This is a genomic window from Rhizobacter sp. P3_B12 (genome assembly GCF_056402895.1).
Map to the genome: position 1 here is coordinate 1 of NZ_JBFUGN010000092.1, position 12,061 is coordinate 12,061.

A 12,061-nucleotide genomic window follows, 5' to 3' on the forward strand; every position below is an offset into this window, starting at 1 on the left:
GGCCAAGGCGCGCGACGGCCGGGCAGCGGCACCGGCTGCGGCACCGTCGTGGGGGCAGCGGCTGTGGGACTGGATCGGCCGCCCGCGCTTCGCCGGCGCGCTGGCCGGCGTGATCGTGATCGGTTTTGCCGGATTGCTGTGGCGCGATCACCCGCCGGAAGAGGCGCTGTCGCCGCAGGTGGCGGTGCAGGCGCCTGCCGCGCCGGCGCCGGCAGCAGAGCCCGCGCCTGTCGAGCAGGAGAAGGCCAGGACGGTGCCGGCAGGCGATGCACCTGCAGCGGCACCCGCGCAGGCACCGGCCCCGCGCATCGAGAAGCCGAAGCCGGCGGCCGCGGCACCTCGCCGCGCCGAAGAGTCCAAGCGGCGCGATGCCGCGGCCGATTCGCGCGGCATCGTGGCCGAGGAAACGACGCTGCAGATGCCGGGTCCGACGGCGGCAGCGCCGCCTGCCGCCGCAACCGCCCCGCTGCCCGCGCCGGCCCCGCCGGCCGCACCGCGGTCGCCCGATGCCGTGGCCGATGCGAAGGCGGAACGCAGCCGCAACGAGAGCCGCGAGCGCAGCAGCGAAGCGCCGGACCAGCGTGCACGTGCCGCGGCCAAGATGGCCGCGCCGGCTGCCGTGGCGGCGGCGCCCGAGGCCGCGGGGATCGCCGGCTTCGCCGCCGCCGGCCCCGCCATCGCCCAGTTGCGCCAGCAGATCGGCAGCGAGGCGACGCGCTGGTACTGGCAGCGCCCCGGCGGCCCGCAGCACCCGTTCGACAACGCCGTCAGCCGCTGGCTCGGCCGGTTGGAGAGCGCCTCGCGCGGGCGCTGGCAGAGCCTCGGCAATGAGCGCCCTGCGCCGGGCACCGAGCTGCAACTGCTGCGCGACGGCGAGGTCACGCAGCGCCTGCAGCTGACCGAGGATGCGCTGGTGTGGGAGCGGCGCGATGTAGGCGAGACGCTGCGTGCGCCGCTGGATGCCGCGACGCTGGCATCGCTGCGCCAGGCGCTGGACGCGGCGACGCCTTGATCACCCCGCCCCGTTCCGTCTCCCGTTCGCCGGAAACCCGCTGCCGGCCCGCGACACGTTGCGCCTATATGATGCTTGGTTTCGTGCCTGCGACCCGATGCCCGCGCCTCGACCCCCCGTTCCTCCTGCTCCGGCGACCACCCCGGCCGACGCCTCGACAGAGACGTCCTTGATCCGCGTCCGCGGCGCGCGCACGCACAACCTGAAGAACATCGACCTCGACATCCCCCGCAACAAGTTGGTGGTGATCACCGGGCTGAGCGGCTCGGGCAAGTCGAGCCTCGCGTTCGACACGCTGTACGCCGAGGGCCATCGGCGCTATGTCGAGAGCCTGAGCGCCTATGCGCGCCAGTTCCTGCAGTTGATGGACAAGCCCGACGTCGACGTGATCGAGGGCCTGAGCCCGGCCATCAGCATCGAGCAGAAGGCCACCAGCCACAACCCGCGTTCCACCGTCGGCACGGTGACCGAGATCCACGACTACCTGCGCCTGCTGTACGCGCGCGCCGGCACGCCCTTCTGCCCCGACCACCATGTGCCGCTGCAGGCGCAGAGCGTCAGCCAGATGGTCGACACCGTGCTCGCGCTGCCCGAGGACACCAAGCTGATGGTGCTGGCGCCGGTGGTGCGCGACCGCAAGGGCGAGTTCGGCGACCTGTTCACCGAGATGCAGGCCCAGGGCTACGTGCGCTTCCGCATCGACGGCCAGACGCACGAGGCCGCCGAGCTGCCGAAGCTGAAGAAGGCCGAGAAGCACGACATCGACGTCGTGATCGACCGCGTGAAGGTGCAGCCCGACGCCGCCGCCAGCGGCCTGCGCCAGCGCCTGGCCGAGAGCTTCGAGGCGGCGCTGCGCATCGCGCAGGGCCGCGCCGTCGCGCTCGAGATGGACCACGGCCGCGAGCACCTGTTCTCGAGCAAGTTCGCCTGCCCGATCTGCAGCTACTCGCTGAGCGAGCTGGAGCCGCGCCTGTTCTCGTTCAACTCGCCGGTCGGCGCCTGCCCGAGCTGCGACGGGCTGGGCCTGGTCACCGCGTTCGACCCGGAGCGGGTCGTCGCCTTCCCGTCGCTGAGCCTGGCCAGCGGCGCGGTCAAGGGCTGGGACCGCCGCAACGGCTACACCTTCTCGCTGCTCGAGAGCGTCGCGAAGCACTACAAGTTCGACATCGACGCGCCGTTCGAAGCGCTGCCCCAGCAGGGCCAGCAGGTGCTGCTGTACGGCTCCGGCGAAGAAGACATCGCGTTCACCTACGAGAGCGAAGGCAACGGCAAGGGCAAATCGCGCAGCGTCAAGCGCATGCACCCGTTCGAAGGGATCATCCCGACCTTCGAGCGCCGCTACAAGGAGACCGACTCGGCCGCGGTGCGCGAGGACCTGGCCCGCTACCAGGCCGCCCGCCCCTGCCCCGACTGCGAAGGCACGCGGCTGCGGCGCGAGGCGCGCAACGTGTTCCTGCAAGGCGAAGACGACCATGCGGGCGACAGGAAGGGCGAGCCGATCTTCCGCGTCGAGCATTTCACGCTGCGCGAGTGCCTGCACTACTTCGGCGCGCTGAAGCTGCGCGGCGCCAAGGCCGAGATCGCCGACAAGGTGGTGCGCGAGATCCGCTCGCGGCTGAAGTTCCTGAACGATGTCGGCCTGAACTACCTGAGCCTGGACCGCAGCGCCGACACGCTGTCCGGCGGCGAGGCGCAGCGCATCCGGCTGGCCAGCCAGATCGGCTCCGGCCTGACCGGCGTGATGTACGTGCTCGACGAGCCGAGCATCGGCCTGCACCAGCGCGACAACGACCGCCTGATCGGAACGCTGCGCCACCTGCGCGACATCGGCAACAGCGTGCTGGTGGTGGAGCACGACGAAGACGCGATCCGCGCCGCCGACCACGTGATCGACATGGGCCCGGGAGCCGGCGTGCATGGCGGCCACGTGATCGCGCAGGGCACGCCCGACGCGGTGGCGGCGAGCGCCGAATCGCTGACCGGCCGCTACCTGTCGCGCGTGCTGCGCATCGCGGTGCCGAAGCAGCGCCACCGGGTGAAGGACAAGCCCAAGGATCCGGACGACGCGACGCCRACATCGCTGCGCATCGTCAACGCGCGCGGCAACAACCTGAAGGGCGTCACGGTCGAGATCCCGGTCGGGCTGCTGACCTGCGTGACCGGCGTGTCCGGCTCGGGCAAGAGCACGCTGGTCAACGACACGCTGTACGCGGCGGTCGCGCGCAAGCTGTACGGCAGCCATGCCGAGCCGGAGGCGCACGACACCATCGAGGGGCTGGACGCGTTCGACAAGGTGATCAACGTCGACCAGAGCCCGATCGGGCGCACGCCGCGCAGCAACCCGGCCACCTACACGGGGTTGTTCACGCCGATCCGCGAGCTGTTCGCCGAGATGAACACCGCCAAGGAGCGCGGCTACGGTGCCGGCCGCTTCAGCTTCAACGTGGCCGGCGGGCGCTGCGAATCCTGCCAGGGCGACGGCGTGCTGAAGGTGGAGATGCACTTCCTGCCCGACGTCTACGTGCCCTGCGACGTGTGCCACGGCAAGCGCTACAACCGCGAGACGCTGGAGGTGCTCTACAAGGGCCGCAACATCACCGAGGTGCTGGAGATGACGGTGGAGGACGCGCATGCGTACTTCAACGCGGTGCCCAACATCGCGCGCAAGCTGCAGACGCTGCTCGACGTGGGCCTCGGCTACGTGCGGCTCGGCCAGAGCGCGACCACGCTGTCGGGCGGCGAGGCGCAGCGGGTCAAGCTGGCGCTGGAGCTCTCGAAGCGCGACACCGGCCGCACGCTGTACATCCTCGACGAGCCGACCACCGGGCTGCACTTCGCCGACATCGACCTGCTGCTGCGCGTGCTGCACCAGCTGCGCGACGCCGGCAACACCATCGTCGTGATCGAGCACAACCTGGACGTGATCAAGACCGCCGACTGGCTGATCGACATGGGCCCCGAGGGCGGCGCCGGCGGCGGCATGGTGGTGGCGAGCGGCACGCCGGAAGACATAGCAGCAAACCCGGCGAGCTTCACCGGGCAGTACCTGAAACCCCTGCTGGCCGAGTGACGGGAACACCCGCACGAACGGCGTCACCGGACGTGGCTAGACTGCAGCCCTTCGAGAGGAGCCCGCCGTGAGCCAGACGATTGATTACTACCTGTCCCCGCACTCGCCGTACACCTACCTGGGCCACCAGCGCTTCTGCGAGATCGCGGCCGCCGCCGGTGCCAAGGTCAACGTGCTGCCGGTCGACCTGGGCGGCAAGGTGTTTCCGGTGTCGGGCGGGCTGCCGCTGTCGAAGCGCGCGCCGCAGCGCCAGGCCTACCGGCTGGTCGAGCTGAAGCGCTTCAGCGCCTGGCTGAACCAGCCGATCAACCTGCAACCGAAGTACTTCCCGGTCAACAGCGACGATGCGGCGCAGCTGATCATCGCGGTCGACATGAAGGACGGCACCGAGGCGGCGCTGCGCATCACGACGGCGGTGCTGCGGGCGGTGTGGGTGGAAGAACGCAACATCGCCGACCTGGCGGTGCTGCAGGCGCTCGTCGCCGAGCAGGGCCTGCCGGCGCAACGCATGGACGACGCGCACTCGCAGGCGGTGCACGAGCGCTACGAACAGGATTCGGAGGCCGCGATCGCGGCCGGCGTGTTCGGCGCGCCGAGCTACGTGATCGACGGCGAGATCTTCTGGGGGCAGGACCGGCTGGATTTCGTGCAGCGGCGGCTCGCGCAAGGCTGACCCGGATTGGCATCCGGGCTACGAGGTTGCGCGGGTCGACAGTAGCCCGGGTGACAACCCGGGGCTCGGCCTAGCCGTTGCGCACTGCCGACCCTTCCGCGTCCGACGCGTCGTTGACCCAGTTGCCCTGGATCAATTCCTCGACGTTCGGTTGCAGCAGCAGCGCGATCAGCGCGACCAGGAGGCCGACCGCCGTGACGACGGTGATGGTTGCGGCAATGAAGAAGCTCATGGCGGGGCCTCCGGTGGGTGCGTTGTCGGGTGCATCACATGTTGAACTTGGCCTTGGCGTTGTTCACGCAGGCCGTCTTCGCGTCACCGGCCAGCGAATCGCACTTCTCCGCCTCGGCCTTGTAGGCCGCCGTCTTCTTGTCGTCGGTGGCTTCGGCGCTCGCCTTCTTGGTGTCGCGCTCGGCCTTCGCATCGGCCTTGGCCTTGGTCTCGACGGCCTTGGCTTCCTTCACGCAGACGTCCTTCTCGTTGCCGGCCTTGTCGTCGCAGCGCTCCTTCGCGACCTTGTAGTCGGCCTCGGCGATGTCTTCCTTGGCCTTGTACGTGGCCTTGGCCGTGCCCTTGTAGTCGGCTTCGGCGGTCGCCTCGGTCTTCACACGGGCGGCCTTGGCTTCGGCGACGCAGATGTCCTTGGCGTTGCCCGACAGCGATTCGCACTGCTTGTGCGCCGCTTCATACGTCGATTTGGCCGAGGCCTTGGCCTGGTCGTAGGCGGTCTTGTCGGCGGCGAAGGCGCCGGTGCTGAACATCAGTGCCGCGACGGCGGCGGTGATGTACGACAACGATTGGCACGACAGCGATTGTTGCTTGGTCATATTGATATCTCCTCGAACGGAATGGCCTGAAGCCGGTGCGGCAAGCTTAGGCAGCGCCCCCCGGCCGGTCTGCCGGACAAACCAATCTGCGGGTGTGGGAGAAGCCCTACAGCGGTGCGCAGGGGGTGCGCAGGGGGTGCGTGACATGCTGCCGCCGACGGCGGCGCGCGGGTTCAAGCGGCTTGAGTGCGGCACGACGCTGCTCGACAATGCCCGCATGCATCCCCCATCGCCCGACCTGGAGCGCACGCGCCTGCTCGATTTCGCGCGCGCCTCGGGCGACTGGATGTGGGAGACCGATGCGCAGCTGCGCTACACCTGGGTCTCCGGCGCGTTCGAGGCGATCACCGGGTTGCCGCCGCTGTCGATGATCGGCCGGCAGATCGCCGATTCGCCGCTGCTCGACGAGCTGGCCCACCCGCTGCCCGGCGGGCGCAGCTTCCACCAGCTGCTGCAGGAACACCGCCCGATCACCCGCGTGCTGACCGACAAGCAGACCGGCCGAGGCGTGCTGCGCATCTCGCGCAGCGCGGTGCCGGTGTTCGATGCGCAGGGGCAGTTCGCCGGCTACCGCGGCACCGCGCGCGATGTCTCGGCGCATGTCGAGGCCGAGCGCAAGGCGCATGTGCAGGCCGAGCTGCTGCGCAAGCTGTCGTCGCAGGTGCCGGGCGTGATCTTCCAGTTCCAGCTGCACCCGGACGGCCAGGTCAGCTACCCGTATGCGAGCGATGCCTCGCGCGAGCTGTTCGGCGTGGAGCCGCCGCGCGACGGCAACGGCGGCGACCCGACGGTGCCGTTCCGGCTGCTGCACCCCGACGACCAGCGCGGCTACCTCGACAGCATCGAGGCCTCGGCGCGCACGCTGGCGGCGTGGCACCGCAGCTACCGCATCCTGCGCGACGACGGCAGCGTGCGCTGGATGGAGACCCGCGCGATGCCCGAGCGGCTGGCCGACGGCTCGACGCTGTGGCACGGCTTCACCGCCGACATCACCGCGCAGAAGCAGGCCGAGATCGCGCTGCGCGGCAGCGAGGAGCGCTGGAGCATGGCCGCCGAGGCGGCAGGCATCGGCGTCGCGCAGTTCTCGCTGGCGAGCGGCGAGGTCGGCTTCGACCGGCGCGCCTGCGCGAACCACGGCCAGCCGTGGCCGCTGCCGCACTACACGCTGGACGATTTCCTCGCCGCGGTGCACCCCGACGACCGCGCCGCGACCGAGGCCGCGATCCGGCGCGCGCTGGCCACCGACGGCCGGCTGGAGAGCCGCTACCGGCTGCTGCGGCCCGACGGCCTGCCAGCGATGCTGGAGCTGTTTGCGCGCTGCACGCACGACGCCGCCGGCCGCGTCGACGGCCTGGTCGGCACCTGCCGCGACATCACGCAACAGGCCGCGCTGGAGCAGCTGCGCCGCGACAAGGAGGCCGCCGAGCAGGCGAACCGCGCGAAGAGCGAGTTCCTGTCGCGCGTGAGCCATGAGCTGCGCACGCCGCTGAACGGCATCCTCGGCTTCGCGCAGCTGATGTCGCTGGACCGCCTGCACCCGCTCGCCCCCGACCAGCGCCGCCGCATCGACAGCGTGATGCACGCCGGCCGACACCTGCTGGAGCTGATCAACGMCGTGCTGAACCTGGCGCGCATCGAGCAGGAGGATTTCTCGCTGAAGCCGGTGCCGGTGGACCTGTGCGCCGCGGTCGAGAGCTGCCTCGCGATCATCCAGCCGCTGGCCGACAACGCCGGCATCCGGCTGCTCGCGCCACAGCGGCCCGCGGGCTGCTGGGCGACCGCCGATGCACGTGCGGTCGAGCAGGTGCTGCTGAACCTGCTGTCGAACGCCATCAAGTACAACCGCGCCGGCGGCACGGTGCGGCTCGTGCTGCAGCACGACGGCGAGCGCGTCATGGTGGCGGTGAGCGACGAGGGCGAGGGGCTGACGACGGCGCAGCAGCTGCAGCTGTTCCAGCCGTTCAACCGGCTCGGCGCCGAGCAGCGCCGCATCGAGGGCAGCGGCCTCGGGCTCGTGATCGCGCGCACGCTGGCGGCGGCGATGCAGGGCGAGCTGTTGCTGCGCAGCACGCCCGGCCAGGGCTCGACCTTCACGCTGCTGCTGCCGGCGGGCGATGCGGCGCGCGCGGACCCGGCATCCGCGCTRCCCGCCGCCACGCCGCCCGCGCCACCTGCCGTGGCGCAGAAGCACGTGCTGTACGTCGAGGACGAGCCGCTGAACGTGATGCTGATGCAGGAGGTCTTCAAGGGCCGCCCGCAGTGGCGGCTGAGCGTCGCGAACGATGGCGCGAGCGGCCTCGCGGCGGCGCGCGAGCAGGCGCCGGACCTGCTGCTGATCGACATGAACCTGCCGGACGCGAGCGGCCTGACGCTGATCCGCCGCCTGCGCGACGACGCGCGCACGAGCGGGCTGCGCTGCATCGCGCTGTCGGCGGATGCGATGCAGCCGCAGATCGATGCGGCGCTCGCCGCCGGTTTCGACGACTACTGGACCAAGCCGATCAACGTCGCGCGCGTGCTGGATGCCGTCGCGAAGGCGATGGAAACGCCCTCTCCACAATGAAAAAAGCCGACGCAAGCGTCGGCTTTTTGAGGTGAACGGAACCTGATTACTTCAGGTGGCCGTTGATCAGCTTGGTCATCTCGAACATCGAGACCTGGGCCTTCTTGAAGATTTCCTTCAGCTTGGCGTCGGCGTTGATCATCGTGCGCTTGGCCTTGTCCTGCAGGTCGTTCTTCTTGATGTACTCCCACACCTTCTTGGTCACTTCCGTGCGCGGCAGCGGGTTGGCGCCAATGACGGCAGCCAGCGTTGCGCTCGGGGTCATGGCCTTCATGAAGGCAGCGTTCGGGGTGCGCTTCTTGGCCGGTGCGGCCTTCTTCGCAGCGGCCTTCTTGGCCGGCGCTGCCTTCTTGGCGGGAGCGGCCTTCTTGGCCGGTGCGGCCTTCTTGGCCGCTACTTTCTTCGCGGGTGCAGCCTTCTTGGCCGGTGCCGCTTTCTTTGCAGGAGCCGCTTTCCGAGCGGGCGGTTTCGCAGTTGCCATGTTGAATTTCTCCATCAATAACGTTGTTGATGTGCCCGGGTTGGGTGAGAGCCGCATGAGCTCTCGGTTCTCCAGGTCCACGTGCGGAGCGAATACTACTGCGAGAGTGCTGCATTGAGAAGCAGTTTTCATAGGTGAAACACGCATTCATGCGCCTTCGCGCGATGTTTTGTCGCCTGTGAGCCTCATCTGCGTGCTCTCGAGGTGTCGCAGCGGGCTGTTACCCGCGCGCATCGCGTGCTTCCGAGAATGCGTTTCGACGGTGCCGCATGGTGCGCTGCCGTCCTTGTCGAAGGAGACGAACGATGGGCAAGAAGATCCTGATGCTGGTCGGCGACTACGCCGAGGACTACGAGACCATGGTGCCGTTCCAGGCGCTGCAGATGGTCGGCCACACGGTGCATGCCGTCTGTCCGGACAAGAAGGCAGGCGAGTTCGTGATGACCGCGGTGCACGATTTCGAAGGCCAGCAGACCTACTCCGAGAAGCCCGGCCACCGCTTCACGCTGAACGCGACGTTCGCGTCGGTGAAGGGCGAGGACTACGACGCGCTGGTGATTCCGGGCGGCCGCGCGCCGGAATACCTGCGCATGAACAAGGCCGTGATCGCGCTGGTGCAGCACTTCTCGCGCGCCGACAAGCCGATCGCGGCGGTGTGCCACGGCGCGCAGCTGCTCGCGGCGGCCGGCGTGATCCGCGGCAAGCGCGTGTCCGCCTATCCGGCCTGCGCGGCCGAGGTGGAACTGGCCGGCGCGAGCTACGCGGCGATCGAGGTCGACCAGGCGGTGACCGACGGCAAGCTCGTGACCGCACCGGCCTGGCCGGCGCACGCGGCCTGGCTGTCGCAGTTCCTCGCGGTGCTCGGCACGCGCATCCAGCACTGAAGAAACCCCTCGTTGCAGCGGGCCGGGGATCGTCCGAAGATGGCGCCCCGCTCCGCCGCATCGAGGAACACGACCATGTGCGAAGTCTTCATCCGCGCCGATCCGTCGTCCTATGAATCGCGCACGCGCTCGGTCCGCCTGCACGGTGTCGTGACCAGCATCCGGCTCGAGAACCTGCACTGGGAGGTGCTGGCGGAGATCGGCGCGCGCGACGGCATGAGCGTCACGCACCTGCTGGAGCGGCTCTACGACGAGCTCGTCGAGGCCCGTGGCGAGGTCGGCAACTTCGCGTCGTTCCTGCGCGTCAGCGCGCTGCGCTACATGGCGCTGCAGGCGCACCAGCGGATTCCGGTCGACAACAGCGTGCCGATCCGCTCGCTCGATGCGCGCGCGGTGCTCGATGACCTGCCGCGCAGCTGGGCGACGCCGGGCCGAGCGCCGGGCCGCCCCAAGCCGGCCCGCGTCCCCCTGGGGGACCGACTGGTGTACCCACCGGGCGAGGGGTCGTCATGTAGCCCGGGTGACAACCCGGGACCCGGATTGCATCCGGGCTACGAATTACACGCTCAATAGACGTCGCGGCGGTAGCGGCCGGCGTCGGCCAGCGCCGCGAGTTGCGCCGCACCGAGCACCTGCGCGAGCGCGTCGTCGACACCGGCGGCCATGCCCTCGAGGCTGCCGCACACATAGATCGCCGCGCCGCCGGCCACCCATTCGCGCAGGCGCTCCGCCTGTTCCAGCACGCGGTGCTGCACGTAGAGGCGTTCAGGCTGGTCGCGCGAGAACACGCGGTCGAGCTGCGCGAGCACGCCGTCGGCCTGCCAACGGTCGGTGTCGGCGGCGTAATGCGCGTCATGCGCGGCCTGGCGCTCGCCGAACAGCAGCCAGCAGGCGACGGGTGCCTGCTGCTCGGCGCGCGCCATCAGGTGGCTCCTGAGGCCCGCCAGGCCGGTTCCGTTGCCGATCAGGACCAGCGGCCGCGCCGCGTTGTCGCCGATCCGGAAGCTGCCGTGCGCGCGCAGCCGCAGCGGCACGCGGTCGCCCGGTTGCAGTTGCGCGGTGAGCCATCCCGAGGCCACGCCGAGGCCGCCATCCGGATGCCGCTCCTGTCGCACCATCAGGTGCAGCCGGCCCGCCGACGGCACCGAGGCGATCGTGTACTCGCGTGGTCGCTGCAGGTCGCCGGGCGCCTGCACCTGCACCAGGTCGCCGGCCTGCCAGACGGGCAGCGCCGCGCCGTCGGCCGGCACGAGTTCGAGGTGGCACACCGGCGCGGCGGCGCCGCCCTCGTTCAGCACGCGGCGCTCGACCAGCCGCCAGTCGTCAAAGCCCGGCGCCTGCCAGTCGGGCAGGTCGACCGTGCCGGCGAGGTGCGCGACCTGCTGCTGCCACCGCTTCAGCGCTGCGGCATCCTCGTTGTCGAGCTCGATGCGCTCGAACAGCGGCGTCGCGCCCTGCACCTGCAGCCAGGCATCCAGCCGGCGGCCGAAGCCGCAGAACTGCGCGTAGCTGCGGTCGCCGAGCGCCAGCACCGCATGGTGCAGGCGCGGCAACGGCTGGCCGCCGTCGACCATGTGGCGCGCGAACGCCGAGGCCGCATCGGGCGCGTCGCCCTCGCCGTAGGTGCTGACGATGAAGAGCGCCCGTTCGGTGTGCGCCAGCTCGTCGGGCCGCAGTTCGCCGAGCGGCAGCAGCCGCACCGGCACGCCGGCGGTGTGCAGCAGGCGCGCGGTCTGCCACGCGAGCTGCTCGGCGAAGCCGGTCTGGCTCGCGAACGCGACCAGCACCGGCGCGGCATCGGCCTCGGCATGGTCCAGCGCAGCCGCATCGCGCGAGGCGGCCGCGCGGCGGTGCCGTTCACGCCAGGCGATGAAGCCGCAGAACGCGAGGTAGGCGAGCGCGACGGCACCTGCCGCCAGGAATCGCGCGGAAGGACTCATTCGAGTGCGGCGAAGGCCGGCGTGACCTGCTCGTCGAGCCCACCGTCGCTGCGCCGCGTGACGAACAGCGCCGCGATGCCGCGCTGCGCGGCCCACGGCAGGCCGGCCTGCAGCCCCATCACCGTCAGCGCGGTCGACAGCGCATCGGCGCGCATGCACGACGCATCGAGCACCGTCACGACCGCCACGCCGTGATCGATCGGCCGGCCGGTGCGCGGGTCGATGGTGTGCGGGTAGCGGCGGCCATCACGGGCGAAGAAGCGCCGGTGGTCGCCCGAGGTCGCGACGCTCAGGCCGTGCAGCGCGATGCGGGCCGGCGGCGGGTCTGCGTCGAGCTGCCAGCCGCCGTCGACCCAGCGCGGCACCGGTTCCAGCGCCACCCACCACGGCTGCCCGTCGGGTTTCACGCCCTCGCCGCGCAGCTCGCCGCCGACCTCGACCAGCACGTCGTCGAGACCGAACTGCTGCGCGAGCCGCTGCACGACGCGGTCGACCGCATGGCCCTTCGCGATCGCCGACAGGTCGAGCCGGAGGCCGCCCGGTTGCCGCACGCCCTGCGGGCCGGTCTCCAAGCGCTGCCAGCCGCTGACGGCACGCGCGGCCCGCACCGC

9 protein-coding genes and 2 pseudogenes are annotated in these 12,061 nt (G+C 70.5%); 6 read left to right on the forward strand and 5 right to left on the reverse strand.

The window, feature by feature from the left end; all coding sequences use genetic code 11:
• The 3 genes and pseudogenes from AC1D01_RS07875 to AC1D01_RS07885 form a co-directional block, all read left to right on the forward strand.
• Window positions 1-1,012, forward strand: a pseudogene (locus AC1D01_RS07875) (hypothetical protein); the annotation flags it as partial.
• A 97-nt stretch (window positions 1,013-1,109) separates the two neighbouring features.
• Window positions 1,110-4,082 (forward strand): excinuclease ABC subunit UvrA, encoded by a 2,973-nt coding sequence (uvrA, locus tag AC1D01_RS07880; protein ID WP_477865503.1) that lies wholly within the window; start codon window positions 1,110-1,112, stop codon window positions 4,080-4,082.
• Window positions 4,083-4,149: 67 nt separating this feature from the next.
• Window positions 4,150-4,755 carry a 2-hydroxychromene-2-carboxylate isomerase gene (locus AC1D01_RS07885; RefSeq protein WP_477865504.1) on the forward strand — a complete coding sequence of 202 codons (606 nt, stop codon included), beginning with the start codon at window positions 4,150-4,152 and terminating at the stop codon, window positions 4,753-4,755.
• A gap of 70 nt (window positions 4,756-4,825) precedes the next feature.
• Here AC1D01_RS07885 and AC1D01_RS07890 read toward each other — a convergent pair whose 3' ends face one another.
• Both AC1D01_RS07890 and AC1D01_RS07895 read right to left on the reverse strand, forming a co-directional pair.
• Window positions 4,826-4,987, reverse strand: coding sequence for a hypothetical protein (locus AC1D01_RS07890; RefSeq protein ID WP_477865505.1), 162 nt, complete (start codon window positions 4,985-4,987; stop codon window positions 4,826-4,828).
• Between the two features lie 34 nt (window positions 4,988-5,021).
• Entirely contained in the window at window positions 5,022-5,582 is a 561-nt protein-coding gene (locus AC1D01_RS07895; RefSeq protein ID WP_477865506.1) for a hypothetical protein, read from the reverse strand.
• A gap of 145 nt (window positions 5,583-5,727) precedes the next feature.
• Here AC1D01_RS07895 and AC1D01_RS07900 point away from each other — a divergent pair, with 145 nt between their 5' ends.
• Window positions 5,728-8,145, forward strand: coding sequence for a hybrid sensor histidine kinase/response regulator (locus tag AC1D01_RS07900; RefSeq protein ID WP_477865507.1), 2,418 nt, complete (start codon window positions 5,728-5,730; stop codon window positions 8,143-8,145).
• 46 nt (window positions 8,146-8,191) lie between these two features.
• Here the strand turns inward: AC1D01_RS07900 and AC1D01_RS07905 are convergent, their stop codons facing one another.
• Entirely contained in the window at window positions 8,192-8,626 is a 435-nt protein-coding gene (locus AC1D01_RS07905) for an SWIB/MDM2 domain-containing protein (RefSeq protein ID WP_047501850.1), read from the reverse strand.
• Between the two features lie 305 nt (window positions 8,627-8,931).
• On the opposite strand from AC1D01_RS07905, the gene AC1D01_RS07910 reads away from it, so the two are divergent.
• Complete coding sequence (locus AC1D01_RS07910; protein ID WP_477865508.1) at window positions 8,932-9,510, forward strand: DJ-1/PfpI family protein; 579 nt, start codon at window positions 8,932-8,934, stop codon at window positions 9,508-9,510.
• 75 nt (window positions 9,511-9,585) lie between these two features.
• Window positions 9,586-9,939, forward strand: a pseudogene (locus AC1D01_RS07915) (ribbon-helix-helix domain-containing protein); the annotation flags it as partial.
• Between the two features lie 137 nt (window positions 9,940-10,076).
• Here the strand turns inward: AC1D01_RS07915 and AC1D01_RS07920 are convergent.
• A complete protein-coding gene (locus tag AC1D01_RS07920) occupies window positions 10,077-11,450 on the reverse strand; it encodes a sulfite reductase subunit alpha (RefSeq protein WP_477865509.1) in 1,374 nt (457 codons plus the stop codon).
• A partial coding sequence (locus AC1D01_RS07925; protein WP_477865510.1) for an FAD:protein FMN transferase occupies window positions 11,447-12,061 on the reverse strand: 615 nt, incomplete at its 5' end. The genes AC1D01_RS07920 and AC1D01_RS07925, both read right to left, overlap by 4 nt.

What these genes read in the sequence shown, in the direction of transcription:
- AC1D01_RS07890 (WP_477865505.1), bottom strand. Translation starts at nt 4,987, where the DNA reads ATGAGCTTCTTCATTGCCGCAACCATCACCGTCGTCACGGCGGTCGGC.
- AC1D01_RS07895 (WP_477865506.1), bottom strand. Translation starts at nt 5,582, where the DNA reads ATGACCAAGCAACAATCGCTGTCGTGCCAATCGTTGTCGTACATCACC.
- AC1D01_RS07905 (WP_047501850.1), bottom strand. Translation starts at nt 8,626, where the DNA reads ATGGCAACTGCGAAACCGCCCGCTCGGAAAGCGGCTCCTGCAAAGAAA.
- AC1D01_RS07910 (WP_477865508.1), top strand. Translation starts at nt 8,932, where the DNA reads ATGGGCAAGAAGATCCTGATGCTGGTCGGCGACTACGCCGAGGACTAC.
- AC1D01_RS07920 (WP_477865509.1), bottom strand. Translation starts at nt 11,450, where the DNA reads ATGAGTCCTTCCGCGCGATTCCTGGCGGCAGGTGCCGTCGCGCTCGCC.